The sequence below is a fragment of the Streptomyces sp. NPDC014656 genome (genome assembly GCF_043084305.1).
Classification (GTDB): domain Bacteria; phylum Actinomycetota; class Actinomycetes; order Streptomycetales; family Streptomycetaceae; genus Streptomyces.
On record NZ_JBIBZN010000014.1, the window covers coordinates 21,660 to 46,083 of the forward strand.

General features: G+C 73.2%; 22 protein-coding genes. 9 read left to right on the forward strand and 13 right to left on the reverse strand.

All coding sequences use genetic code 11. The features are described 5' to 3' along the window. Nucleotides 1–24: 24 nt before the first annotated feature. The 5 genes from ACF1ED_RS27650 (at nt 25) to cseC (ending at nt 4,681) form a co-directional block, all read left to right on the forward strand. Nucleotides 25–984: an A/G-specific adenine glycosylase gene (locus ACF1ED_RS27650; RefSeq protein ID WP_391764934.1), complete on the forward strand. Its 960-nt coding sequence runs from the start codon at nt 25–27 to the stop codon at nt 982–984. Between the two features lie 173 nt (nt 985–1,157). Continuing rightward, entirely contained in the window at nt 1,158–1,754 is a 597-nt protein-coding gene (locus ACF1ED_RS27655) for a SigE family RNA polymerase sigma factor (RefSeq protein ID WP_391764936.1), read from the forward strand. Then, nucleotides 1,742–2,548, forward strand: a complete 807-nt coding sequence (locus ACF1ED_RS27660) for a hypothetical protein (RefSeq protein ID WP_391764938.1) — start codon at nt 1,742–1,744, stop codon at nt 2,546–2,548. Before ACF1ED_RS27655 ends, ACF1ED_RS27660 begins: the two co-directional genes overlap by 13 nt. 102 nt (nt 2,549–2,650) lie before the next feature. Then, nucleotides 2,651–3,361 (forward strand): two-component system response regulator CseB, encoded by a 711-nt coding sequence (cseB, locus tag ACF1ED_RS27665; protein WP_391764940.1) that lies wholly within the window; start codon nt 2,651–2,653, stop codon nt 3,359–3,361. A gap of 3 nt (nt 3,362–3,364) precedes the next feature. Further along, the gene (cseC, locus tag ACF1ED_RS27670) at nt 3,365–4,681 is read left to right on the forward strand and encodes a two-component system sensor histidine kinase CseC (RefSeq protein ID WP_391764942.1); all 1,317 of its coding nucleotides are present in this window, start codon (nt 3,365–3,367) and stop codon (nt 4,679–4,681) included. 64 nt (nt 4,682–4,745) lie between these two features. Here cseC and ACF1ED_RS27675 read toward each other — a convergent pair whose 3' ends face one another. Next, entirely contained in the window at nt 4,746–6,323 is a 1,578-nt protein-coding gene (locus tag ACF1ED_RS27675; protein ID WP_391764944.1) for an MDR family MFS transporter, read from the reverse strand. Between the two features lie 105 nt (nt 6,324–6,428). Between ACF1ED_RS27675 and ACF1ED_RS27680 the strand changes: the two genes are divergently transcribed. Then, nucleotides 6,429–6,986, forward strand: a complete 558-nt coding sequence (locus ACF1ED_RS27680) for a TetR/AcrR family transcriptional regulator (RefSeq protein ID WP_391764946.1) — start codon at nt 6,429–6,431, stop codon at nt 6,984–6,986. 12 nt (nt 6,987–6,998) lie between these two features. On the opposite strand, the gene ACF1ED_RS27685 is transcribed toward ACF1ED_RS27680, so the two are convergent. Next, nucleotides 6,999–7,715 carry a M23 family metallopeptidase gene (locus ACF1ED_RS27685; RefSeq protein ID WP_391764948.1) on the reverse strand — a complete coding sequence of 239 codons (717 nt, stop codon included), beginning with the start codon at nt 7,713–7,715 and terminating at the stop codon, nt 6,999–7,001. Nucleotides 7,716–8,191: 476 nt separating this feature from the next. Between ACF1ED_RS27685 and ACF1ED_RS27690 the strand changes: the two genes are divergently transcribed. Next, the gene (locus tag ACF1ED_RS27690; protein ID WP_391764950.1) at nt 8,192–11,197 is read left to right on the forward strand and encodes an NACHT domain-containing protein; all 3,006 of its coding nucleotides are present in this window, start codon (nt 8,192–8,194) and stop codon (nt 11,195–11,197) included. A gap of 80 nt (nt 11,198–11,277) precedes the next feature. Here ACF1ED_RS27690 and ACF1ED_RS27695 read toward each other — a convergent pair whose 3' ends face one another. Continuing rightward, nucleotides 11,278–13,797, reverse strand: a complete 2,520-nt coding sequence (locus ACF1ED_RS27695) for an ATP-dependent Clp protease ATP-binding subunit (protein WP_391764952.1) — start codon at nt 13,795–13,797, stop codon at nt 11,278–11,280. A 473-nt stretch (nt 13,798–14,270) separates the two neighbouring features. On the opposite strand from ACF1ED_RS27695, the gene ACF1ED_RS27700 reads away from it, so the two are divergent. Then, nucleotides 14,271–14,867 carry an SCO3374 family protein gene (locus tag ACF1ED_RS27700; protein ID WP_391764954.1) on the forward strand — a complete coding sequence of 199 codons (597 nt, stop codon included), beginning with the start codon at nt 14,271–14,273 and terminating at the stop codon, nt 14,865–14,867. On the opposite strand, the gene ACF1ED_RS27705 is transcribed toward ACF1ED_RS27700, so the two are convergent. The 10 genes from ACF1ED_RS27705 to ACF1ED_RS27750 all read right to left on the reverse strand — a co-directional run bounded on the left by ACF1ED_RS27705 (nt 14,846) and on the right by ACF1ED_RS27750 (nt 22,906). Then, a complete protein-coding gene (locus tag ACF1ED_RS27705; RefSeq protein ID WP_200429334.1) occupies nt 14,846–15,181 on the reverse strand; it encodes an Lsr2 family protein in 336 nt (111 codons plus the stop codon). The two genes, ACF1ED_RS27700 and ACF1ED_RS27705, sit on opposite strands and share 22 nt — an antisense overlap. A gap of 153 nt (nt 15,182–15,334) precedes the next feature. Continuing rightward, complete coding sequence (locus ACF1ED_RS27710; protein ID WP_150229043.1) at nt 15,335–15,844, reverse strand: amino-acid N-acetyltransferase; 510 nt, start codon at nt 15,842–15,844, stop codon at nt 15,335–15,337. 15 nt (nt 15,845–15,859) lie between these two features. Further along, a complete protein-coding gene (locus ACF1ED_RS27715) occupies nt 15,860–16,273 on the reverse strand; it encodes a BlaI/MecI/CopY family transcriptional regulator (RefSeq protein WP_391764956.1) in 414 nt (137 codons plus the stop codon). A 118-nt stretch (nt 16,274–16,391) separates the two neighbouring features. Beyond that, entirely contained in the window at nt 16,392–16,574 is a 183-nt protein-coding gene (locus tag ACF1ED_RS27720) for a hypothetical protein (protein ID WP_391764958.1), read from the reverse strand. A 14-nt stretch (nt 16,575–16,588) separates the two neighbouring features. Beyond that, the gene (locus ACF1ED_RS27725; protein ID WP_391765250.1) at nt 16,589–17,164 is read right to left on the reverse strand and encodes a hypothetical protein; all 576 of its coding nucleotides are present in this window, start codon (nt 17,162–17,164) and stop codon (nt 16,589–16,591) included. Nucleotides 17,165–17,387: 223 nt separating this feature from the next. Beyond that, nucleotides 17,388–18,194 carry a type III pantothenate kinase gene (locus tag ACF1ED_RS27730; RefSeq protein WP_351851661.1) on the reverse strand — a complete coding sequence of 269 codons (807 nt, stop codon included), beginning with the start codon at nt 18,192–18,194 and terminating at the stop codon, nt 17,388–17,390. Then, nucleotides 18,194–19,207: a carboxylating nicotinate-nucleotide diphosphorylase gene (gene nadC / locus ACF1ED_RS27735; RefSeq protein ID WP_391764961.1), complete on the reverse strand. Its 1,014-nt coding sequence runs from the start codon at nt 19,205–19,207 to the stop codon at nt 18,194–18,196. Before nadC ends, ACF1ED_RS27730 begins: the two co-directional genes overlap by 1 nt. Beyond that, a complete protein-coding gene (locus ACF1ED_RS27740) occupies nt 19,204–20,895 on the reverse strand; it encodes an L-aspartate oxidase (protein WP_391764963.1) in 1,692 nt (563 codons plus the stop codon). The genes nadC and ACF1ED_RS27740 overlap by 4 nt, the downstream gene beginning before the upstream one ends. Next, nucleotides 20,892–21,962, reverse strand: coding sequence for a pantoate--beta-alanine ligase (gene panC, locus ACF1ED_RS27745; RefSeq protein ID WP_391764965.1), 1,071 nt, complete (start codon nt 21,960–21,962; stop codon nt 20,892–20,894). The genes ACF1ED_RS27740 and panC overlap by 4 nt, the downstream gene beginning before the upstream one ends. Further along, nucleotides 21,959–22,906: a Rossmann-like and DUF2520 domain-containing protein gene (locus ACF1ED_RS27750; protein ID WP_391764967.1), complete on the reverse strand. Its 948-nt coding sequence runs from the start codon at nt 22,904–22,906 to the stop codon at nt 21,959–21,961. The genes panC and ACF1ED_RS27750 overlap by 4 nt, the downstream gene beginning before the upstream one ends. A gap of 136 nt (nt 22,907–23,042) precedes the next feature. Between ACF1ED_RS27750 and ACF1ED_RS27755 the strand changes: the two genes are divergently transcribed. Next, nucleotides 23,043–24,278, forward strand: a complete 1,236-nt coding sequence (locus ACF1ED_RS27755) for a threonine aldolase family protein (protein ID WP_391764969.1) — start codon at nt 23,043–23,045, stop codon at nt 24,276–24,278. Nucleotides 24,279–24,424 lie beyond the last annotated feature (146 nt).

The window sequence follows — 24,424 nt, forward strand, 5'->3', positions numbered from 1 at the left end:
GGACGTGCCAGGATCGGGGGTGCCATGACTTCCATCGATGCCCCCGCCTCCCTGTCCCCCTCCCTCGGTACGGCTCGGCCGGGACCGGGCCCGTCCCCGGCCCCCGTCGACCCGGCCGAGCTGCACCGGCCGGTCCTCGCCTGGTTCGACCGGCACGCCCGCGACCTGCCCTGGCGCCGCCCCGAGGCCGGCGCCTGGGGCGTCATGGTCAGCGAGTTCATGCTCCAGCAGACCCCCGTCGTCCGGGTGCTCCCCGTGTACGAGCAGTGGCTGGCGCGCTGGCCGCGCCCGGCCGACCTGGCCGCCGAGCCGCCCGGCGAGGCCGTCCGCGCCTGGGGCCGGCTCGGCTACCCGCGCCGGGCCCTGCGGCTGCACGCGGCGGCCGTGGCGATAAGGGACCGGCACCGCGGCGACGTGCCGAGCGACCACGGGCAGCTCCTCGCCCTGCCCGGCATCGGCGAGTACACCGCCGCCGCCGTGGCCTCCTTCGCCTACGGACAGCGCCACGCGGTCCTCGACACCAACGTGCGCCGGGTCCTCGCCCGCGCGGCGACCGGCGTCCAGTACCCGCCGAACGCCACCACCGCCGCCGAGCGGCGCCTCGCCCGCGCCCTGCTCCCCGACGACGAGGGCACCGCGGCCCGCTGGGCCGCCGCCTCCATGGAGCTGGGCGCCCTGGTCTGCACGGCGAAGAACGAGGACTGCGGGCGCTGCCCCCTCGCCGACCGCTGCGCCTGGCTGGGCGCCGGCAAGCCCGCCCACGACGGCCCGCCGCGCCGCGGCCAGACCTACGCCGGCACCGACCGCCAGGTCCGCGGCCGGCTCCTCGCGGTGCTCCGCGACTCCCCCGGACCGGTCCCCCAGTCCGCGCTCGACGCCGTCTGGGACGAGCCGGTCCAGCGCGGCCGGGCCCTGGACGGCCTGGTCTCGGACGGTCTGGTGGAACCCCTGGACGGCGGCCGGTACCGGCTGCCGCTGACCTGAGCCGTCCGGGCCGGCCGCCGCCGCGCGCACCCGCCCGCCACCGCTGTTACACAACCGATGGGCAGCCGTGCGTCCACCGACGGCTGCCCCGCACAGCCCCGTGACAACCGCTCCGTAGCGTCGTCATCGACACGGAGAACAAGCAGGTCACGGGGATTGTGGAGGCAGCCGGGATGAGCCAGGGCGAGGTGCTCGACTTCGAGGAGTACGTCCGCACGCGGCAGGACGCGCTGCTGCGCAGCGCCCGCCGCCTCGTCCCGGACCCGGTCGACGCGCAGGACCTGCTCCAGACGGCGCTGGTCCGTACGTACGGCCGCTGGGACGGCATCGCGGACAAGTCGCTGGCCGACGCCTACCTGCGCCGGGTCATGATCAACACGCGGACGGAGTGGTGGCGGGCGCGCCGTCTGGAGGAGGTGCCCACCGAGCAGCTCCCGGACGCGAGCATGGACGACCCCACCGAGCAGCACGCCGACCGCGCCCTGCTGATGGACATCCTGAAGGTGCTGGCGCCCAAGCAGCGCAGCGTCGTGGTGCTGCGGCACTGGGAGCAGATGAGCACGGAGGAGACCGCGGCGGCGCTGGGCATGTCGACGGGTACGGTGAAGTCGACGCTCCACCGCGCGCTCGCCCGGCTCCGCCAGGAGCTGGAGAGCCGCGATCTGGACGCCCTCGCCCTGGGGCGGCCCGGGGAGCGGACCGGAGGACAGCGGTCGGCTGCGGCGGCCGTGCGAGGTGACGAGGGAGGGCGCGAGCGGTGCGCGGCCTAGACGACGACGTCGACGACGACAGAGCCGGCGGCGGGTCCGGCGACGCGTTCGGCGGTGTCGGAGGCGGTGGTCGTGCCCGCGGCGGGACGTCCCGGGCGGTCGGCCCCAAGGCGGCGGGTGTCACGGCGATGGCCGGGCTCGCCGCCCTCGGCCTGTTCGCGGCCGCGTGCTCCACGGGCGGCACGGGCTCCCGCGACGAGGGCGCGGCCCGCGCCGACGCGACCGCCGCCGCCGTCCCGACCCCGTCCGCCACGGCCTCCGGCCAGGACTACGCGAAGGCGCCCGCGCGGGTGGACCCGGTCGCGCTCCTCAAGGGCGACCCGAAGATCGGCACCCGGGTGAAGGACGACCTCAAGCCCTGCGTGGCCGACGCGTACCCGGTGGACGCCTCGTACGGCAACCTCACCGACGGCACCGCCCCGGACGTCGTCGTCAACGTGATGACCTGCGGCGACGCGGTCGGCATCGGCACGTACGTGTACCGCAAGCAGTCCGGGGGGAGCGCCACCCCCGGCACCGCCACGGCGGACGGCTACGAGAACGTCTTCATGGCCGAGGACGCGGCGGTCTACGGCACGATCGACCGCGGCGACCTGATCGTGACGAAGCAGGTGTACGCGGAGAGCGACCCGGTCGCCTACCCGTCGGGCGAGGACGTCCTCACGTACCGCTGGTCGGGGAACCGGTTCGCCCAGCACGACTGGGTGCACAACGACTACAGCCGCGGCGTCGGCGAGGGCGACGGCGCCACCACCGTGCCGGAACCGGCGCCGAGCGCGTCCGCCACCGGCTGACACCGCCGGGGACCGCCGGCCGGCTCCACCGGCCGGGGCCCCCGCCGCGACCACCGCCCGCCCCGCCCCGCCCCGAGTCACCCACCACCGAAGGACCGCACGATGGCCGAGACCCATGTCCTGTTCGTCGAGGACGACGACGTCATCCGTGAGGCCACCCAGCTCGCCCTGGAGCGGGACGGCTTCCGCGTCACCGCGATGCCCGACGGGCTCTCCGGCCTCGACGCCTTCCGTGCGCACCGGCCGGACATCGCGCTGCTCGACGTCATGCTGCCGGGCATGGACGGGGTCAGCCTCTGCCGCCGCATCCGCGACGAGTCGACCGTCCCGGTGATCATGCTGTCGGCCCGCGCCGACTCCATCGACGTCGTCCTCGGCCTGGAGGCGGGGGCGGACGACTACGTGACCAAGCCCTTCGACGGCTCCGTCCTCATGGCCCGCATCCGGGCCGTGCTGCGCCGCTTCGGCCACGCGGCCGGCAGCGGGGCGGGCGACGGGGCGGAGGAGCGGGCCGGGGACGGCGGGCCGCTCGTCTTCGGCGACGGCGACCTGGAGGTCGACACCGAGGGCATGGAGGTGCGCCGGCGCGGCGAGCCGGTGGCGCTGACGCCGACCGAGATGCGGCTGCTCCTGGAGTTCTCGTCCGCGCCGAACACCGTGCTCTCCCGCGACAAGCTCCTGGAGCGGGTCTGGGACTACGGCTGGGGCGGCGACACCCGGGTCGTCGACGTGCACGTGCAGCGGCTGCGGGCCAAGATCGGCCAGGACCGGATCGAGACGGTCCGCGGCTTCGGCTACAAGCTCAGGGGCTGATCGGTGAGAGCGCTCCCGCTCCGCACCGGCGTCCGCTGGAAGATCGCCCTGGCCATCGCGGCGGTCGGCGCGCTGATCGCGGTCACGCTCAGCGTGGTCGTGCACAACGCCGCCCGCATCTCGATGCTCGACAACGCGCGCGAGGTCCAGATGGAGCGGCTGCTCTTCGCCCAGCGCCTGTACGAGACCTCCAAGCCGAAGGAACCGCGCTTCGGCGCCAAGCTCAACGACCCGGCGCTGCCCGACCAGCTCGACCAGCTGATGCGCGACCAGCGGCGGGGCACGTACGTGCAGGAGCACCGGCACGGCGGGCCGCCGGACGTGTGGGCGGCGGTGCCGCTGGCCAACGGCGACGTGCTCTCCCTCCACATCCCCTTCGCCGACCGCAGCGCCACGATCATGAAGGACCTCGACCGGGCGCTGGTCATCGGCTCGGTCTCGGTGGTCTTCGGCGGCTGCGCGCTCGGCATCCTCGTCGGCGGGCAGCTCTCCCGGCGGCTGCGGAAGGCCGCGGCGGCGGCCGGCCGGGTCGCCCAGGGCAACGGCGACGTCCGGGTCCGGGACGCCGTCGGCGGAGTCGTACGGGACGAGACCGACGACCTGGCGTGGGCGATCGACTCGCTCACCGACGCCCTCAACGAGCGGATCGAGGCCGAACGGCGGGTCACCGCGGACATCGCCCACGAGCTGCGCACCCCGGTGACCGGGCTGCTCACGGCGGCCGAGCTGCTGCCGCCGGGCCGCCCGACCGAGCTGGTGCGCGACCGGGCGCAGGCGATGCGGACGCTGGTCGAGGACGTGCTGGAGGTGGCCCGGCTGGACGGGGCCTCGGAGCGGGCGGAGCTCCAGGAGATCGCGCTCGGCGAGTTCGTGGAGCGGCGGGTGCGGTCGGTGTTCCCGGAGGCGGAGGTCCGGGTGGTGCACGAGTCCTGGGTGTCGACCGATCCGCGCCGACTGGAGCGGATCCTCGGCAATCTGCTGGCCAACGCGGCGAAGCACGGCAAGGGCCCGGTGGAGGTCACCGTCGAGGGGCGGGTGGTCCGCGTGCGGGACCACGGTCCCGGCTTCCCGGAGGCGCTGCTGCGCGAGGGACCGAGCCGCTTCCGTACGGGCACGAGCGACCGGGCGGGCCAGGGCCACGGCCTGGGCCTGACGATCGCGGCCGGTCAGGCGCGGGTCCTCGGGGCCCGGCTGACCTTCCGGAACGTGGCCTCGGAGGCCGCGCCGGAGGGGGTCGGCGGGGCGGTCGCGGTGCTGTGGCTGCCGGACCACGCGCCGACGAACACGGGGAGCTTCCCGATCCTGCGGCTCCCGGAGTAGGGGCACGCGCGCGTGGGGCCCGGTTTCCGGGAAACCGGGCCCCACGCGCGCGCGTGCACCGCTCCTAGACGGTCTCGGCGACCTTCGCCGTGTCCTCGTCCGCCGGCTTCTCCGCCGTCGCGGGGCCGGCGCCGCGCAGCGCCACCTCCTTGACGAAGAAGGCGAGGACGAAGCCGAGGACCGCGACCGCCGAGCCGACGAGGAAGGCGGAGTGGGTGCCGGCGGCGACGGCGTGCTGGTAGGCCTCGCGCAGCGCCTCCGGCAGCTTGGCCAGGCTCGCCGCGTCGAGCTGGGCGGTCCGCTCGGTGAGGCCGGAGCCGCCGCGGGCGGCCATCTCGTCCTGGACCCGGCTGGTGAAGAGGGCGCCCATGATGGCGACGCCGAAGGAGGAGCCGAGGGTCCGGAAGAGGGTCGTGGAGCTGGAGGCCACGCCCATGTCCTTCATCTCGACGCTGTTCTGCGCGACGAGCATGGTGATCTGCATGAGGAAGCCCATGCCGGCGCCGAGCAGCGCCATGTGGACCCCGGAGACCAGGCGGCTCGTGCCGGTGTCCATCGTGGAGAGCAGGAAGAGTCCGGCGATCATCAGGGCGCCGCCCGCGATGGGGAAGACCTTGTACTTGCCGCTGCTGGTGGTGACGCGGCCCACGACCAGCGAGACGACCATCATCGACAGGAGCATCGGCAGGAGCAGCAGGCCGGAGTTGGTGGCCGAGGCGCCCTGCACGGACTGCTGGAAGATCGGCAGGTAGAGGACCGCGCCGAACATGACGAAGCCGGTGATGAAGCCGATCAGCGACATCAGGGTGAAGTTGCGGCTGCGGAAGATGTGCAGCGGCATGATCGGGTCGCTCGCGCGGGTCTCCACGTACAGGAAGGCGGCGAGGGCGAGCACGCCGCCGGCCGCGAGGCCGACGATGGTGGCCGAGCCCCAGGCGTACTCCGTGCCGCCCCAGGTGGTGACCAGGACGATCGCGGTGATGCCGACGGTCAGCAGCGCGGCGCCGAGGAAGTCGATCCGGGTGCCGGCCGCGCGCCGCTTCGCCGGCAGGTGGAGGACGGTGGTGACCATGGCGAGCGCGACGGCGCCCAGCGGCAGGTTGATGTAGAAGGACCAGCGCCAGCCCCAGTGGTCGGTGATGGTGCCGCCGACCAGCGGGCCGCCGATCATGGCCAGGGCCATCACGCCGGCCATCATGCCCTGGTACTTGCCCCGCTCCCGGGGCGGGATCAGGTCGCCGATGATCGCCATGACGCCGACCATGAGGCCGCCGGCGCCGAGGCCCTGGATCGTGCGGAAGCCGATGAGCTGGCCCATGTCCTGGGCCATGCCGCTGAGTGCCGAGCCGATCAGGAAGATCACGATCGAGGTGAGGAAGACGCCCTTGCGGCCGTACATGTCGCCGAGCTTGCCCCAGATGGGGGTGGAGGCGGCGGTGGCCAGGGTGTAGGCGGTGACGACCCAGGAGAGGTGTTCCAGACCGCCGAGCTCGCCGACGATCGTCGGCATCGCGGTGCCGATGATCATGTTGTCCAGCATCGCGAGGAGCATCGCGATCATGAGGGCGAGGAGGACGACGCGCACGCTGCGCGGCTGCTTCTCCCCCTCCTCCGTCCGCTTCGATGGCGTGGTGTCCGTCATGGCCGTCCCCTTACTTGCCGCCCGGCTAGTTACTACACTGGGGACGGTAGGCCCGTCACTTGCCGGTCGTCAAGTAAGTTTATTGGAAAGTGGGAGTGAACAGCCATGGCCCGAGGCAACACCCGCCAGCGCATCCAGGACGTGGCTCTCGAACTCTTCGCCGAGCAGGGCTACGAGAAGACCTCGCTGCGGGAGATCGCGGAACGCCTCGACGTCACCAAGGCCGCGCTCTACTACCACTTCAAGACCAAGGAAGACATCATCATCGGGATCTTCCAGGACCTGACCCGCCCGATGGACGACCTCCTCGCCTGGGCCGCCGAGCAGCCGCGCACCCTGGACACCAAGCAGGAGATCCTGCGCCGCTACCAGGTCTGCCTGCTCGCCGCGGCCCCGCTCTTCCGCTTCATGCACGAGAACCAGGCGACCGTGCGGGAGCTCAGCATCGGCCTCACCTTCAAGGAGCGGCTGCTCGCGCTCTACGAGCACGTCCAGGACCCCGAGGCCCCGATGAAGGACCGGGTCCGCGCCATGAGCGCGGTCTTCACCCTGCACGCGGGCACGTTCTTCATGCAGAACGCGGACGAGGGCGACCCCGAGGAGAAGCAGGAAGCCGTCCTCGAGGTCGCCCTCGATCTGATCGAGCAGGCCCACCGGGCCTGATGCGCGTCAGCGTCAGATGGTCACGCCGTGGGTCCGCAGGAAGGCGGCCGGGTTGATGGCCGAGCCGTAGTTCGGGGTCGTGCGGATCTCGAAGTGCAGGTGCGGGCCGGAGGAGTTCCCGGTGTTGCCCGACAGGGCGATCTTCTGGCCGGCGGCGACCTTCTGGCCGACGTGGACCTTGATCTTCGACAGATGGGCGTACTGCGAGTACGTGCCGTTGGCGTGCTTCACGACGATGGCGTTGCCGTAGGCGGGGCCGTCGCCGCCGCCGTTCGGGCCGGCCTTCACGACGGTGCCGGCGCCGGCGGCCTTGACCGTGGTGCCGACCGGGACGGCGAAGTCCTGGCCGGAGTGCTTGTGGGCCCACATGGCGCCGCCCTGGTTGAAGCTGGCGCTGAGGGCGTACGAGGTGACCGGCTTGACCCAGCCCTTGGCCTTCTTGGCGGCGACGGGCTTGGCGGCGGCCTTCTTGGCCGCGGCCTTCACCTGGGCGGCCTTGACGGCCTTGACCTTCGCGGCCTCGACCTGGGCGACCTTCGCCTGAGCGACCTTGGCCTGGGTCTCGGCCTGCGCCGCGACGGCGGCGGCCGCGGTACCGGCTGCCGGGGCGACCTTGCTCTCGGCGGCGAAGGCGGACCCGGCTCCGGCCACCAGCGTCGCTCCCAGACCCGCGGTGGCGAGGACGGCGGCGGCGGTGCGGACGGTGGGGTTCATGACGCGCTTCGACATACGGGGGAAGACCTCCGGGCAGAACGGGACCCGACGCGATCGGTGCGTTGCGCCGGGCTGGCCGTTCCTTGGTAACCCGCCACCCAGGTCATCCCAAAACACCCCATCTACGACACGAGGTCGTAGCGATCTCTCCAGGAATACGGCTCTTGACACCCCTGGAGCACCTTCGCGAAATCGGACATACCAGCCCAAGATTCTGGGTTTAGCCGCCTGTCGGCGGTGCCGGGAAGGGCCCGCAAGGCAGCGGTGCGCCCGATTCGGGGACCCAGAAGCCCAGGTCCTGATGGTTGACGCCTGAACGTCCCCATTCACCCCTTATCAACACTACGATCCCGTCTAGTACCCCTCGAAACCCCTGTGCCGCTTGTCACCGCACGGCCCCTGCCATTGCGACCTGGGTCACGCAACCGGAGCCTCCCGGGGACCGTCCCGCACTACGCTGACGGCATCCGGGGACGTACGGGGGGACAGACATGGAACCGGCACTCATCGGCACCCGGCTCGCTTCGGCCGCGATCGGCCCTCTGCTGCGGAAACTGCTGGCCGGCGACGGCCCCGGGGCCGGACTCACCGGCGCGGACCGCCCCGTCCGGCTCGCCTCCCTCCTCTCCTTCCGCGGCGAGAAGCGCACCCTCACCGAGAAGGACGTCAGGAAACTGGCCGCGACCCTGGTGGCCCGCACCTGCGAGGGCCCCGGCGGGGCGCCGTTCCCCGCCGACGAGACCGAGGCCGTCACCGACGCGCTCGCCGCGAACCTGCTGGCCCTCGGCGACCTCGACATGGACGACGTCCAGGCCGTCCACCTCGGCCACCGCGCCCTCGCCCGGCGCCTGCGCGCCACCGCGCCCGCCCCCGACGGCCTCGCGGCGGACTCCGTCCTCTACCTCGACACCGCCACCGAATGGGCCTGCCGCCACATCCTGGAGTTCTTCACCCGCCGCCCCTCCTTCGTCGCCCGCACCCTGGTCGAGCAGACCCGGGGCCAGGCCGAGCTGGCGGCGAAGCTCGACACCGTGGCGGCGGCGAACCCGGGCCCCCTCGCCGAGGACGCGGCCTTCGAGCGGCGCTACCTGGCCCACCTGGCGAAGAAGCACGGCCACCTGACGATCTACGGCATCGACCTGCGCGACTCCGCGGAGGAGTGGCCGCTCGACGTGGCCTATCTGTCCCTGGAGGCGGCGGCCCGGCCCGAGGACCCCGACCACGACCGCGCGCCCCAGGAGTACCCGTCCCTCCGCGCCGACCTCGCCCCCGCCGCCCACGACCGGATCCTGCTCCGGGGCCAGGCCGGCTCCGGCAAGACGACCCTCGTCCAGTGGCTGACCGTCTCGGCCTGCGCCACGCCCCCGGCCGAGGGCATGGACCACCTCCACGGCCGCGTCCCCTTCGTCCTCCCCCTGCGCACCCTCACCCGCCACGGCGAGCGGCTCCCCGACGCGGAACGGTTCCTCCCCGCCGCCGGCTGCCCCCTCACCCCGCCCGACGGCTGGACCGACCGGGTCCTCGCCGCCGGCCGGGGCCTCGTCCTCGTCGACGGCATCGACGAGATCCCCGAGGCCGAGCGCGGCCGGGCCCGCGACTGGCTGCGCGGGCTGCTCGCCGCGTACGAGGGCGGCAACCGCTGGCTCGTCACCTCCCGCCCCACCGCCGTACGCGACGACTGGCTGGCCCGCGACGGCTTCACCGAGCTGACCCTCTCCCCCATGACCCCCGCCGAGGTCGCCACCTTCGTCCGCCGCTGGCACCGCGCGGCCGGCCCGGCGGCCGCGCCGTACGAACAGCCGCTCCTCGACTCCCTGCGCACGACGGAACACGTCGCGCAGCTGGCGACGAACCCCCTCATGTGCGGCCTGATCTGCGCCCTCCACCACGACCGCCGGGGCTACCTCCCCCGGGGCCGCAAGCCCCTCTACGACGCGGCCCTCTCCCTCCTCCTCGCCCGCCGCGACCGCGAACGCGGCATGGGCGCCCCCTACGGCGTCGACCTGGACGAGACACCCCAGATCCAGCTGGTCCAGCGCCTTGCGTACTGGCTGGCGCTCAACGACCGCTTCGTCATGGACCGGGCCCACGCGAAGTCCCTGGTAGCGGAGGCGCTCCCGGCGATGGGCCTCACGGCCCACACCCCCGACCAGGTCTTCACCCACCTCCTCCACCGCAGCGGCCTGCTGCGCGAGCCCACCGCCGACACGGTCGACTTCGTCCACCGCACCTTCCAGGACCACCTGGCGGCGAAGGCCCTGGTCGACCACTGGGACATCGGCGTCCTCGTCCGCCACGCCACGGACGACCGCTGGGAGGACGTCATCCGCATGGCCGTGGGCCACGCCCGCCCCCGCGAGGCGGCGGAGATCCTGCGCGAACTGCTGGCCGCGGCGGACGCGGCCGGGGACCGCCGCACCCGGCTGCGGCTGACCCTGCTGACCGCGACGGCCCTGGACCACGCCACGGAGGTCGCCCCGGAGATCCGCAAGGAGATCACCCGGCGTACGGGAGAGGTCATCCCGCCCCGGACGCCCGACGAGGCGCGGGAGCTGGCAGCCGCGGGCCGGATCGTGCTGGAGCTGCTGCCCGGCCCGGACGGACTCGACGAGCACATCGCCGAGGCGGTCGTGACGGCGGCGACCCACATCTCCTCCGACGCCTCCCTCCCCTTCCTCGCCCGGTACGCCGAACATCCTTCACTCCGGGTGAGGGCCCAGCTCATGTGGGGCTGGCGGCGCTTCGAAGCCCGGGAGTACGCCGATGCCGTCATCGCCCGCCTGGCCCCCACCGGGCTGCGCTACCAGGCACTCGACGAAGTCCGGGCCGACGAACTCATGCGCCTCGACCCCGCACCCGAGCGACTGGAGATCGGGAGCTCCGTCTCGGCCGCGCGGACGGCCGCGCTGCTGACCCGGTGCGACCCCGTGGAACTGGAGCTGCACGGGGAAGGCACGCGCCGCGCCCCACTCGCCTTCTCCTCCCTCAGCCGGCTGAGGTCCCTCCGCCTCCCCGAGGCCACGAGCTGGCGGGTCGCCGATCTCCCGGCCGGAGCGCCGCTGGGCGACCTGTTCGTCCTGTCCTGGCCCGAGGACGGCCTCTCGGGGCTGGCCCGCCACTCCGGTCTGACCGACCTCTGGGGAATGCCCTCCAGTCCTGTGCCGGCAGGTCTCTGGGAGGACCTGGCCTCGCTTCCCGCGCTCAGGACGCTGGGGATCGACATCGAGTGGCTGGATCACTGCCCGGAGGAGCTCCGCCTCACCGGCGTCCAGCACGTGAGCTGCCGGGCGGTAGGAAGGCCCCTCGCCCGGCTGGAGCGGCTGGCGCGGGTGTTCCCCCGTCTCCAGATCCTCGTCATCACGCCGCATCCGGGCGGGACCCTCGATTTCTCCGGCTTCTCGGCCCTCTCCGAACTGGAGGTCATCACGGTCATGGGCACCCGCCACCATGTGACCGGCACCGAACACCTCCCGCCCGGTCTGCGTTTCCGCGCCTGACCGCACGGCGAAGGGGCGGCCCCGGAACCATCGGGTTCCGGGGCCGCCCCTTCGATACCGCTACACGCTCAGCGCGTGCGTCACGCGTCCTTGGAGAGGTTCGGGCCCGAGTCGCCCGCCGCGACCGGCGGGGCGTCCGGGAGGGCCGCCTTCTCCTCGCCGCGGAAGGTGAACTTCTGCTCGTCACCCTCGCCCTCGGTGTCCACGACCACGATGTGGCCGGGACGCAGCTCGCCGAAGAGGATCTTCTCGGAGAGCGAGTCCTCGACCTCGCGCTGGATCGTCCGGCGCAGCGGCCGGGCGCCCATGACCGGGTCGTAGCCCTTCTTGGCGAGCAGCTCCTTCGCCGACTGGGAGAGCTCGATGCCCATGTCCCGGTCCTTGAGGCGCTCGTCCACGCGGCCGATCATCAGGTCGACGATCTGGAGGATGTCGTCCTGGGTCAGCTGCGGGAAGACGATGATGTCGTCGACGCGGTTGAGGAACTCGGGGCGGAAGTGCTGCTTCAGCTCCTCGCTGACCTTCGACTTCATCCGCTCGTAGTTGGACTTCGTGTCGCCCTGGGCGGCGAAGCCCAGGTTGAAGCCCTTCGAGATGTCCCTGGTCCCGAGGTTGGTCGTCATGATGATGACCGTGTTCTTGAAGTCCACGACCCGGCCCTGGGAGTCGGTCAGGCGACCGTCCTCCAGGATCTGGAGCAGGGAATTGAAGATATCGGGGTGGGCCTTCTCGACCTCGTCGAAGAGGACGACGGAGAACGGCTTGCGGCGCACCTTCTCGGTGAGCTGGCCGCCCTCTTCGTAGCCGACGTATCCGGGCGGCGAACCGAAGAGACGGGAAACCGTGTGCTTCTCGCTGAACTCCGACATGTCGAGGGAGATCATCGCGTCCTCGTCGCCGAAGAGGAATTCGGCGAGGGCCTTCGAGAGCTCGGTCTTACCGACACCGGACGGACCGGCGAAGATGAACGAGCCACCGGGACGCTTGGGGTCCTTCAGGCCGGCACGCGTGCGGCGGATCGCCCGCGAGAGGCCGATGACGGCGTCCTTCTGGCCGATGACGCGCTTGTGGAGCTCGTCCTCCATGCGGAGCAGACGCGAGGACTCCTCCTCGGTCAGCTTGAAGACCGGGATGCCGGTGGCGGTCGCGAGGACCTCGGCGATCAGCTCGCCGTCGACCTCGGCGACGACGTCCATGTCGCCGGCCTTCCACTCCTTCTCGCGCTTGGCCTTGGCGGCGAGGAGCTGCTTCTCCTTGTCGCGCAGGGACGCGGCCTTCTCGAAGTCCTGCGAGTCGATCGCGGACTCCTTGTCGCGGCGGACGCCGGCGATCTTCTCGTCGAACTCGCGGAGGTCCGGCGGCGCGGTCATCCGGCGGATGCGCATCCGGGAGCCGGCCTCGTCGATCAGGTCGATCGCCTTGTCCGGGAGGAAGCGGTCCGAGATGTACCGGTCGGCCAGCGTCGCGGCCTGGACGAGGGCCTCGTCGGTGATGGAGACGCGGTGGTGCGCCTCGTACCGGTCGCGCAGACCCTTGAGGATCTCGATGGTGTGCGGCAGCGAGGGCTCGGCGACCTGGATGGGCTGGAAGCGGCGCTCGAGGGCGGCGTCCTTCTCCAGGTACTTGCGGTACTCGTCGAGGGTGGTGGCACCGATGGTCTGGAGCTCGCCGCGGGCCAGCATCGGCTTGAGGATGCTGGCGGCGTCGATCGCGCCCTCGGCGGCGCCCGCACCCACGAGGGTGTGGAGCTCGTCGATGAACAGGATGATGTCGCCGCGGGTGCGGATCTCCTTGAGGACCTTCTTCAGGCGCTCCTCGAAGTCACCGCGGTAGCGGGAGCCGGCCACCAGCGCGCCGAGGTCCAGGGTGTAGAGGTGCTTGTCCTTGAGGGTCTCGGGCACCTCGCCCTTGACGATGGCCTGGGCCAGGCCCTCGACGACGGCGGTCTTGCCGACGCCGGGCTCGCCGATGAGGACCGGGTTGTTCTTGGTGCGGCGGGACAGCACCTGCATGACCCGCTCGATCTCCTTCTCGCGCCCGATGACCGGGTCGAGCTTGGACTCGCGAGCGGCCTGCGTCAGGTTGCGGCCGAACTGGTCGAGGACCAGGGACGTCGAGGGGGTGCCCTCGGCAGGGCCGCCGGCGGTGGCGGCTTCCTTGCCCTGGTAACCGGAGAGCAGCTGGATGACCTGCTGCCGCACCCGGTTGAGATCGGCGCCCAGCTTCACGAGGACCTGGGCGGCGACGCCCTCGCCCTCGCGGATCAGGCCGAGCAGGATGTGCTCGGTGCCGATGTAGTTGTGGCCGAGCTGGAGGGCCTCGCGGAGCGAGAGCTCCAGGACCTTCTTGGCACGCGGGGTGAAGGGGATGTGCCCGGACGGGGCCTGCTGCCCCTGCCCGATGATCTCCTCAACCTGCTGGCGGACCGCCTCGAGCGAAATCCCGAGGCTCTCCAGGGCCTTAGCGGCGACACCCTCACCCTCGTGGATAAGGCCCAGAAGGATGTGCTCGGTGCCGATGTAGTTGTGGTTGAGCATCCGGGCTTCTTCCTGAGCCAGGACGACAACCCGCCGCGCGCGGTCGGTGAACCTCTCGAACATCGTTAATCGCTCCTCAGAGCGGTCAGTCAGTTAGGGGTCGATCCCCTCCCTGTCCTTCCGCAGCTTAGTCCCGCAAGCGGGGACCGCTCATTCCAACTGCCGACATCCGTCCGGATCACCCCCTTGTCCGCGGGGTGGTCCGCTGCCGAACAGCCGACAAATGCTCCAACTCGATGGTGCGAGACGATGTTCCCGCAGGCCAAGTAGTTACCCCCGCCTTGAGTACGCCGATGGCGAACGTGAGACGGACCGGCCGGACGGGTCACCCCTCTCCACTAGGAATGTCTTACCCGTAGGGTCCGACACTCCATGCGGCACACCCGGGTTCCCTCCGCTACCAGCGAACAGAGTTGCGCCGTCGAATGTGCTCGTACGCCCCATTACCGGACACCTCGGGTCCCCGGACCGGAACGTTACGTCACCGTCGGCGCCCGGAGCCGTAACCAACCCGGCCCCCCGGGAGTTCCCCGGGCATGGCCCTCACCGTCCCGCTTCCCCGCTCGCCGATCGACGGCGACCGGGCGCTCTCGCTCTGGTACGAGCGGGAGCTCGGGTGGGCGACGGTGCCGGGTCCGCCGGTGCAGCTGGTGACGGGGCTCCGCTTCGACGTGCTGGAGCTTCCCGCGGCGGCCGGCCGGGGGGTGCTGCGCCGGGTCGGCGCGGCGACCGGGCCGGTGGCCCTGATGGGGCGCCGGATGCGGCTCCTGGTGGCCGCGGGGAGCGCGGAGGAGCTTCCCGGCCTGCTGGAGTGGCTGGAGTGGGGCGGGATCTCACTGGATCTCGTGGCGCTGGGCGCCGACGGCCGGATGACCGCTCCCCCGCCACCGGGGCGGGGCGGATCCGGCGCGCCGGGCGCCGCCGTGTGGCTGCGGGCCCCCGAGCCGGGGCGCGAGGTGGAGTCCTCGCTGCCGGCTCCGCGGTCCGGGCCGTGGGGCCGTGCGGAGGCCCCGTGTCTGACGCGCCTGGTCGCCGCGGCCGCGGTGGAGTGCCACCGGCTGCGGCTGCTGGACGCCCGGGCCGGTCGGCCGGCTGCCCAGCGGGGGACGCCTCAGCGGTTCGCGTCCTCGTAGGCCGCCTTGACGTGGGCGGGGACGCGGCCGCGGTCGTTGACCTCCATGCCGTTCTCCTTGGCCCAGGCGCGGATCTTCGCCGTGTCGGGGCTGCCGGAGGCGGCCACGCGGCCCTTGCCGCGGCCCGCGGTGGTGCGGCCACCGGTGCGGCGCCCGCTCGTGGTGTACGGCTCGAGCAGGCCACGGAGCTTTTCCGCGTTGGCGGTGGTGAGGTCGATCTCGTAGGTCTTGCCGTCCAGCGCGAACGTCACGGTCTCGTCCGCCTCGACGCCGTCGAGGTCGTCGACAAGAAGGACCTGAACCTTCTGTGCCACCGGATTTCCTTTCATCGAAAATGCAGTACGCGGAAAGGAAACCGCTTTTCCCGGAAAAACACAAACCCCTGGGAGAGGTTCAGATCCCCGGGAACGCGGGAAACGTGCGCGATTCGGACATAGGGTTCCGCCGGGGTTCCTCCGGGGTTACGGTCACAGGTGCAGAAGCATCCGGCTGTTGCCCAAGGTGTTCGGCTTCACTCGTTCGAGACCGAGGAACTCGGCGACGCCCTCGTCATAGGAACGGAGGAGCTCGGCGTAGACATCTCCGTCGACCGGGGTCTCGCCGATCTCGACGAAGCCGTGCTTCGCGAAGAACTCGACTTCGAAGGTGAGGCAGAAAACCCGGCGCACACCGAGCCAGCGTGCGGTCTGCAACAACTTGGTGAGCAGCTGATGCCCCACGCCGGCGCCCTTGAACTCGGGATCGACGGCGAGCGTGCGGACTTCCGCGAGGTCTTCCCACATGACGTGCAGGGCGCCGACTCCGACGACCTCGGCGTCCTCGTCGCGTTCCGCGACCCAGAACTCCTGGATGGCCTCGTAAAACGTCACCGTCGCCTTGTCGAGGAGGATGCCGCGGCGCGCGTAGGGATCGACCAGACGTCGCACGGCGGCGACGTCGGAGGTGCGGGCACGGCGTACGGTGACGGCTTTCGACATGGGGGGACGGTACCGCTAGGAAGCCGTCCGTTCCCCGCCGCCCTCCTCCGGCGCGGGGGGAAGCGGGTTGTCCCGCTGGACGATCCGGATGGCGTCGTTCAGGGACTCGCGCTGTTCCGGGGACATCATCCCGAAGAAGGCGACCAGGGCGGCCGCGGGGTTGTCGCTCTGCGCCCAGGCGTCGTTCATCAGTGCGGCCGAGTAGGCGGCGCGGGTGGAGACCGCGGTATATCGATAGGCGCGGCCTTCGACTTCCCTGCGCACCCAGCCCTTCTGATGGAGATTGTCCAGGACGGTCATGACGGTGGTGTAGGCGATGGAGCGTTCCCGCTGGAGGTCCTCCAGGACTTCCCGGACGGTCACCGGGCGGTTCCATTGCCAGACGCGCGTCATGACGGCGTCTTCGAGTTCTCCCAAGGGACGGGGCACAGGCTCACCCTAGTAGGAGATACGGGAAATAACGGCTATTGACTGGATGAGCACGCCAGAACATGACAAAAGGGGCGACGACCACGGAAGGTCGCGCCCCCTCGGGGTCTCGGGGCTCCTACGAGCCGGCGCCCGGCCCGTCCGCCTGGCGGGTGGCCTCCGCGCGGGCGAGCGCCGCGTCGACCGCCGCGTCCTCCTTGGCCTTGTTCGGGCCGCCCTGGGACTTGACGATCACGACGATGAGGGCGGTGAAGAACACGGCCATCACGACGGGGGGCAGGAGCGCGGATACGTATTCCATGCCGACCAGGGTAGCTAGCCCGCGGCCCGTTCCTCGGGCGGGGGCGGGGGCACCGGGCGCCGGCGCGGCGGAAAGACCTCGGAGGGTTTGGGCACCGGACGTTCGGACGGGGCGGGGGCCGACGGCTTGGGCCGGGGCTCCTGCGCCGCGCGGCCGCCGGGCAGGGCGAGCAGCCGGGCCCGGGAGCCGGTGGCCGGGGCGCCCGCGGTGGCCTGGCAGACCCGTGCGAGGCGGGACCGCACCGAGTGCTCGGCGAGGGCCTGGCAGCGGTCGAGCAGCCGGGCGGCGGCGGGGTTGCCGCGCAGGGCGCGCAGGGCGGCGAGGTCGTCGGCCTCGGGGTCGTACCCGTCGGCCAGGGCGTCCTCCAGGAGGTTCAGGTAGCCGGCGAGCGAGCCGGGCAGGGTCTCGCGGTAGCGGACCAGGTCGGCGAGGAGGAAGGCGCGCAGCCGGGCCGCCTCGCGCACGGCCTCGTCCACGGAATCGGCCAGGCGGAGGGCGTCGCGGACGACCTCGTCCGGGAGGGGGGCGGGATGGAGGGCGTTGGCGAGGGCGCGTCGGAGCACACGCAGCTCGTCCGCGCTGAACGCCATGCCGCCGCGGGATCCGTATGGCGTGGGCATGGGCCGACGATACGCGCTAATCGGACAATTTTCGCTTAGCGATCATCCGGCGCGTCGGCCCCCGGACCTCCTCCCACCTGCGGATTCCCGCCACGCGCGCGTGGCCCCGCCGCGAGGGCCGACCACCCGCCCGGACACCCCGCCGGGGCCGCGCGGAGCACGTGCGCGGGCGGGGTCCCGTGCGCGGGCGGGGTCACATGCGGGAGACGTTCCGCTCGTAGACCAGGCGCAGGCCGATCAGGGTCAGCCACGGCTCGTGCCGGTCGATCTCCGCCGAGTCCCGCAGGACCATCGGCGCGAGGCCGCCGGTGGCGATCACGGTGACGGCCGAGGGGTCGCCCTTCGGGCCGACCAGCTCGCGCTTCATGCGGGCGACGACGCCGTCGACCTGGCCCGCGTAGCCGAAGACGATGCCGGACTGCATCGCCTCGACCGTGTTCTTCCCGATCACCCCGCGCGGCCGGACCAGCTCGATCTTGCGGAGCATGGCGCCCTTCACGCCCAGCGCCTCGACCGAGATCTCGATGCCGGGGGCGATCGCGCCGCCCGCGTACTCCCCGCGCGCGGTGACCGCGTCGTACGTGGTCGCCGTGCCGAAGTCGACCACGATCGCCGGGCCGCCGAAGAGCTCGACCGCCGCGACCGCGTTGATGATGCGGTCCGCGCCGACCTCCTTCGGGTTGTCCGTGAGGATCGGCACGCCCGTCTTCACGCCGGGCTCCACGAGGACCGCCGGCACGTCCCCGTAGTAGCGGCGGGTCACCTCGCGCAGCTCGTGCAGCACCGAGGGGACCGTCGCGCAGATCGCGATCCCCTCGATGCCGTCGCTCAGCTCGGCGCCGAGCAGCGGGTGCATGCCCATCAGGCCCTGGAGCAGGACCGCCATCTCGTCGGCGGTCCTGCTGGGATCCGTGGAGATCCGCCAGTGCTCGACGATCTCCTCGCCGTCGAAGAGCCCGAGGACCGTGTGCGTGTTGCCGACGTCGATGGTGAGCAGCATCAGCCGCGCACCTCGCGCAGGTCCAGGCCGACGTCGAGGATCGGGGAGGAGTGCGTGAGGCCGCCGACCGCGAGGTAGTCCACGCCGGTCGCCGCGTACGCCGCCGCGTTCTCCAGGGTCAGCCGGCCGGAGGACTCCAGGACCGCGCGGCCGGCGACCAGGGCCACCGCCTCCCCGGTCTCGTCCGGGGTGAAGTTGTCCAGCAGGATCAGGTCGGCGCCCGCGTCCAGGACCTCGCGGACCTGGTGCATGGTGTCGACCTCGACCTCGATCGGCACCTCGGGGAAGGCCTCCCGGACGGCCTTGAACGCCTCGGCGACGCCGCCGGCCGCCACCACGTGGTTGTCCTTCACCAGCGCGGCGTCCGACAGCGACATCCGGTGGTTGACGCCGCCGCCGCAGCGGACCGCGTACTTCTCCAGGGCGCGCAGGCCCGGCGTCGTCTTGCGGGTGTCGCGGACCTTGGCCCTCGTGCCCTCCAGGGCGTCCGCCCACGCGCGCGTGGCGGTGGCGATGCCGGAGAGGCGGCACAGGATGTTCAGCGCGCTGCGCTCGCCGGTGAGCAGGTCACGGGTGCGGGCGGTGACGCTGAGCAGCAGGTCGCCGGGCTCGACGCGCTCGCCGTCCTCGCGGTGCCGCTCGACCTCGAACTCCTCGGTGCAGACGATCGACAGGACCGCCTCCGCCACCCGCAGGCCGGCGACCACGCCGGCCTCCCGGGCCACGAAGTCGGCGGTCGCGACGGCGTCCTCGGGGACGGTCGCCACGGTCGTCACGTCCACGCCGCCGTCGAGGTCCTCGGCGATCGCCAGGTGGGCGATGTCCTCGACCTGTACGGGGTCGAGGCCGGCGTCGGCGAGCAGCTGGGCGAGCGCGGGGTCGAGCCCGCACTCGTACTCCTCGGCGTCGCCGCAGCCGCAGCCGTCGCCGCAGCCGCCGGACTCCTCGTACGAGCTGATCTGGATGAGAGGGACGTCCACGGGCTCGGGACGGGCTTCCTCGGGCGTGCTCACGGCTGCGGCTCCCTGGGGGCTTCGGGGGTTACGGGCGGAAAGTCCGCGGTCCCGGTGGTGCGCACCACCGGGCGGCGGTCGGGCGTGAGGCGGACGACCAGGTGGCGGCGCCACCGCTCGTCGTCCCGGTCCGGGCGGTCCTCGCGCCAGTGGCAGCCCCGGGTCTCCTCGCGGGCCAGGGCGGCCGCGACCAGGACCCGGGCCACGCACAGCAGGTTGGTGGTCTCCCAGGACTCGACGCCCGGCTCGGCCGACTTGCGCTCCTCCTCGGCGTCCTGCCGGAGCGCTTCGAGGGCGTCGGCGGCGGCCGTCAGGCTCGCGGCCGAACGGAGCACGCCCGCGTCCCGGGTCATGATCCGCTGGATCTCCCGGCGGACCTCGGGCGCGAGCAGGGTCAGCACCTTCGGTTCGGCGGCCTCCTGGCGGGCGCCCTCGCGGTGCGGGCCGTGCTCCGCGATGTCGGCGGCGATCCGCTCCGCGAAGACCAGGCCCTCCAGGAGCGAGTTCGAGGCGAGCCGGTTGGCGCCGTGCACCCCGGTGCAGGCGACCTCGCCGCAGGCGTACAGGCCGGGGACGGTGGTGCGGCCGCGCAGGTCGGTGCGGACGCCGCCGGAGGCGTAGTGCGCGGCCGGGGCGACCGGGACCGGGTCGGTGACCGGGTCGATGCCGTGCGCCCGGCAGGCGGCCAGGATCGTCGGGAAGCGGTGCTCCCACATCTCGGCGCCGAAGTGCCGGGCGTCCAGGTACATGTGCGCGGCGCCCTGCTCCTGCATGCGGCGGGTGATCGCCTTGGCGACGATGTCCCGGGGCGCCAGCTCGGCCAGCTCGTGCTGCCCGAGCATGAAGCGGACGCCGTCCGCGTCCACCAGGTGGGCGCCCTCGCCGCGGACCGCCTCGGAGACCAGCGGCTGCTGGCCCTCGGCGCCCGCGCCGAGGAAGAGCACGGTCGGGTGGAACTGCACGAACTCCAGGTCGGAGACCTCGGCGCCGGCCCGCAGGGCGAGGGCGACGCCGTCGCCGGTGGAGACGGACGGGTTGGTGGTGGCCGAGAAGACCTGGCCCATGCCGCCGGTGGCGAGGACCACGGCGGGGGCGTGGACGGCGCCGACGCCGTCGTGCTGGCCCTCGCCCATGACGTGCAGGGTGACGCCGGCCGTGCGGCCCCGCTCGTCCTTGAGGAGGTCGAGGACGAGCGCGTTCTCGACGGTGCGCACCCCCCGCTCGCGGATCGCCTCGACCAGGGCCCGGGAGATCTCCGCGCCGGTGGCGTCGCCGCCCGCGTGGGCGATCCGGCGCCGGTGGTGGCCGCCCTCGCGGGTGAGGGCGATCTCGCCGTCCTCGGTGCGGTCGAAGTCGGCGCCGGTGGCCATCAGCCGGCGGACCGCGTCCGGGCCCTCGGTGACCAGGAGGCGGACGGCCGGCTCGTCGCAGAGCCCGGCGCCGGCGACGAGGGTGTCGTCGAGGTGCTGGCCGGGGGTGTCGCCCTCGCCGAGCGCGGCGGCGATGCCTCCCTGGGCCCAGCGGGTGGAGCCCTCGTCCAGGCTGGCCTTGGTGACGACGACCGTACGGAGCCCGGCGGCGGTGCAGCGCAGGGCGGCGGTCAGTCCGGCGACGCCGGAGCCGACCACGACGACGTCGGCGTCGATGGCCCAGCCGGGCGCGGGGGCGTGCAGCCGTATTCCGGTCACGAGGCGGCTCCCTGGGTCGCTCCGAAGGTCAGCGGGATGTTGTCGATCAGCCGGGTGGTGCCCACGCGGGCGGCGAGCGCGAGGATCGCCTCGCCGCGGTGGTCGTCCTCGACCTCGGTGAAGTCGGCCGGGTCGATCAGGGCCAGGTAGTCCAGGACCAGCGGCGGCTCGGCCTTCGCGGCCTCGTCCAGGACCGCCCGGGCGGCCGCCCGCACGGCCTCGGCGCCACCGCCCTCGGCGGCCTGCGCGACCGCGTGGGCGTCGGCGGCGGCCCGGGCCTCGCCCAGCCGGGAGAGCCCCTCGGCGCGGTTCCCCGCCCGCCCCTGGGCGCCGGGCAGGGAGACGGCGCGCGCGTGCAGCGCCTCCTGCGCGGCGAGCCGGTCGCGGGCGGCGAACAGGGCCCGGGACAGGGTGAGGGCGGTGTGCCGCTCGGGGGCCGACAGGTAGCGGTTGCGGCTCGACAGGGCGAGGCCGTCGGTCTCGCGGACCGTCGGGACGCCGACGATCTCGACCGGGAAGTTCAGGTCCCGCGCCATGCGGCGGATGACGGCCAGCTGCTGGGCGTCCTTCTGGCCGAAGAAGGCCAGGTCGGGCTGGGTGAGGTGGAGCAGCTTGGCGACGACGGTGAGGACGCCGTCGAAGTGCCCGGGCCGGGAGGCGCCCTCCAGGAGTTCGCCCATGGGTCCGGCGGTGATCCGGACCTGCGGCCGCCCGCCGGGGTAGACCTCGTCGGCGGAGGGGGCGAAGACGGCGCTGGCGCCGGCGGCGAAGGCCAGCTCCAGATCGGCGTCCAGGGTGCGCGGGTAGCGGTCGAGGTCCTCGCCGGCGCCGAACTGGAGCGGGTTGACGAAGACGGTCACGACGACGAAGCCGTCGGCGCCGACCCGCTCGCGGGCGGCCCGGATCAGGGTGGCGTGGCCCTCGTGGAGGGCGCCCATGGTCATGACGACGGCGTTGTGCCCCGGCTTGCCGCCGAAGTGGGCGCGCGCGTACGCCAGGTCCTCGACCGTGGGGACCAGTTCCGCCGGCGCGTGGCGCCGCGGGCTCTTCCGGTCGATCGGGCTCATCGGTCGTCTCCTCGCGGCCCGTCGGCGGGGCCGGTCGTGTCGGCGGCGAGGACGCCCAGCAGGTCCTGGGCCAGCTCCGGCTTGAGCAGACCGTGCGCGAGCGCCCGGTCGGCGGTCGTCCGGGCCATGGCCAGGTAGCCGGCGACGGTGCCGGGCGCGTGCTTGCGGAGCTCGGCGACGTGGGCGGCGACCGTGCCGGCGTCGCCGCGCGCGACGGGGCCGGTCAGGGCCGCGTCGCCGGACCGCAGCGCGTTGTCGAGCGCGGCGCCCAGGAGGGGGCCGAGCATCCGGTCGGGGGCGGCGACGCCGGCCGTGCGGAGCAGCTCCATCGACTGGGCCACCAGGGTGACCAGGTGGTTCGCGCCGAGGGCGAGGGCCGCGTGGTAGAGCGGCCGGGCCTCCTCGGCGATCCACTCGGGCTCCCCGCCCATCTCGATGACCAGTGCCTCGGCGGCGAGCCGCAGCTCCTCCGGAGCGGTCACCCCGAAGGAGCAGCCGGCCAGCCGCTGCACGTCGACGGCGGTGCCGGTGAAGGTCATCGCCGGGTGCAGGGCCAGCGGGAGGGCGCCCGCGCGGCGGGCCGGGTCCAGGACCCGGGCGCCGTACCGCCCCGAGGTGTGGACGACCAGCTGGCCCGGCCGGACGGCGCCGGTCCCGGCGAGTCCTTCGACGAGGCCGGGCAGGGCGTCGTCCGGGACGGTGAGCAGGACGAGGTCGGCGAGCGCGAGCACCCGCGCGGGCTCCACCACCGGGACGTCCGGCAGCAGCGCGGCGGCCCGGCGCCGGGAGGCGTCGGAGACCGCGGAGACGGCGACGGGGCGGTGCCCGGCGAGCTGGAGGGAGGCGGCGAGGGCGGGGCCGACGCGGCCTGCGCCGACGACCCCGACGGTGAGCCGGGCGGGCCGGTCCTCGGCCCTGGGCTCTGGCGCTGCGGGTGCGTTCACGGTGGGTACGGCCTTCCGTTCCAGTCCTCGGCGGGTACCGGACGATTTCTGGTCATGCTACGCCAGCGTTTCGTCCCTCCCCCGGCCGCCCGAAAGTCGCGGGCGGAGGCGCGGGGGGCGGTGTGATGATCTGCCCATGGATGCGGATGAACTGCCACCGGGGGCACCCGGCGAGGTGACCGGCGGAACGGCCGGCGAGGTGACCGGCGAGGCGTCGGACGGGACGGTCGACGAGGGGGCGGCGCGACGCCACCGGGCCCAGGTGTGGGGCGGTGCCGCGCGGTCGCTGTGGCGCCCGTCCGTGGAGGGCACGGTCGGCGGCCGGCTGCGCGCGCTCGCCGACTGGGCGGAGGGCGCGGGCCTCGCGGACGCGGCCCTGGACGTCTACGGCGACGGCCTGGTGGAGGTCCTGGAGGAGCGGATCGCCACGGAGCTGGGCATGCCCGCCGCCGTCTTCTTCCCCACCGGCACCATGGCCCAGCAGGTGGCGCTGCGCTGCTGGGCGGGCCGCACCGGCAGCCCGGTCGTCGCCCTCCACCCGCTCGCCCACCCCGAGGTCCACGAGGACGGCGCCCTGGTGGCCGTGTCGGGACTGCGGACGGTCCACCCGACGGGAGCACCCCGGCTGCCCTCGGCGGAGGAGGTGCGGGACCACCCGGAGCCCTTCGGGACGCTGATGCTGGAGCTGCCGCTGCGGGCCGCGGGCTTCGTGCTGCCGTCCTGGGAGGAGCTGACGGCGACCGTCGGGGCGGCCCGGGAGCGGGAGGCGGTGGTCCACTTCGACGGCGCCCGGCTGTGGGAGTGCCCGACGCACTTCGGCCGGCCGCTCGCGGAGATCGCCGGGCTCGCCGACAGCGTGTACGTCTCGTTCTACAAGTCCCTCGACGGGATCTCCGGGGCCGCGCTCGCCGGCCCGGAGGAGCTGGTGGCGGAGGCGCGGATCTGGCTGCACCGGTACGGCGGCCTGCTCTTCCAGCAGTACCCGGCCGCGCTCGCCGCCCTGCGCGGCCTGGACACCGAGCTGCCCCGGCTGCCCTCGTACGTGGCCCACGCGCGCGTGGTGGCCGGGGCGCTGCGCGAGGCGCTCGCGGAGAAGGGCGGCCCGGGCTGGTCCCGGGTGCATCCGGAGGTGCCGCACACCCACCAGTTCCAGGTGTGGCTGCCGTACCCGCCGGACGTCCTCACGGCGGCCGCGCTGGCCCAGACCGAGCGGACCGGGACCTGTCTCTTCCGCCGCTGGTTCGCCCCGGGCGCGGGCGGTCCGCCGGGCGTCGCCGTCACCGAGGTGACGGTGTCGGCGGCGGGCCTGGAGTGGACCGCCGAGGACGTCAGGGCGGCCGTACGGGACTTCCTGGCGCTCGTCGACGGCTGAGGCGCGGCGCGGGGGGCCGGCGGCGTGGGGCGCGGTGCGGGGCGTCTGTCGCCCGGCGTCCGGCGTCCGGTCAGGGCGGGCGCGGGGTCAGGACGGGCGTACCGGCCTCCCCGGCGCGCGGTCAGGACGGGCGTACCCGCCTCCCC

Excerpts from the sequence above, each read along its gene's own strand:
- ACF1ED_RS27730 (WP_351851661.1), bottom strand. The coding sequence starts at position 18,194 with ATGCTGCTCACCATCGACGTCGGCAACACGCACACGGTCCTCGGGCTC.
- ACF1ED_RS27685 (WP_391764948.1), bottom strand. The coding sequence starts at position 7,715 with ATGTCGAAGCGCGTCATGAACCCCACCGTCCGCACCGCCGCCGCCGTC.
- ACF1ED_RS27710 (WP_150229043.1), bottom strand. The coding sequence starts at position 15,844 with ATGTCGAAAGCCGTCACCGTACGCCGTGCCCGCACCTCCGACGTCGCC.
- ACF1ED_RS27650 (WP_391764934.1), top strand. The coding sequence starts at position 25 with ATGACTTCCATCGATGCCCCCGCCTCCCTGTCCCCCTCCCTCGGTACG.
- ACF1ED_RS27690 (WP_391764950.1), top strand. The coding sequence starts at position 8,192 with ATGGAACCGGCACTCATCGGCACCCGGCTCGCTTCGGCCGCGATCGGC.
- ACF1ED_RS27725 (WP_391765250.1), bottom strand. The coding sequence starts at position 17,164 with ATGGCGTTCAGCGCGGACGAGCTGCGTGTGCTCCGACGCGCCCTCGCC.
- ACF1ED_RS27655 (WP_391764936.1), top strand. The coding sequence starts at position 1,158 with ATGAGCCAGGGCGAGGTGCTCGACTTCGAGGAGTACGTCCGCACGCGG.
- ACF1ED_RS27675 (WP_391764944.1), bottom strand. The coding sequence starts at position 6,323 with ATGACGGACACCACGCCATCGAAGCGGACGGAGGAGGGGGAGAAGCAG.
- ACF1ED_RS27755 (WP_391764969.1), top strand. The coding sequence starts at position 23,043 with ATGGATGCGGATGAACTGCCACCGGGGGCACCCGGCGAGGTGACCGGC.
- cseB (WP_391764940.1), top strand. The coding sequence starts at position 2,651 with ATGGCCGAGACCCATGTCCTGTTCGTCGAGGACGACGACGTCATCCGT.
- panC (WP_391764965.1), bottom strand. The coding sequence starts at position 21,962 with ATGAGCCCGATCGACCGGAAGAGCCCGCGGCGCCACGCGCCGGCGGAA.
- ACF1ED_RS27695 (WP_391764952.1), bottom strand. The coding sequence starts at position 13,797 with ATGTTCGAGAGGTTCACCGACCGCGCGCGGCGGGTTGTCGTCCTGGCT.
- ACF1ED_RS27700 (WP_391764954.1), top strand. The coding sequence starts at position 14,271 with ATGGCCCTCACCGTCCCGCTTCCCCGCTCGCCGATCGACGGCGACCGG.
- ACF1ED_RS27680 (WP_391764946.1), top strand. The coding sequence starts at position 6,429 with ATGGCCCGAGGCAACACCCGCCAGCGCATCCAGGACGTGGCTCTCGAA.
- ACF1ED_RS27720 (WP_391764958.1), bottom strand. The coding sequence starts at position 16,574 with ATGGAATACGTATCCGCGCTCCTGCCCCCCGTCGTGATGGCCGTGTTC.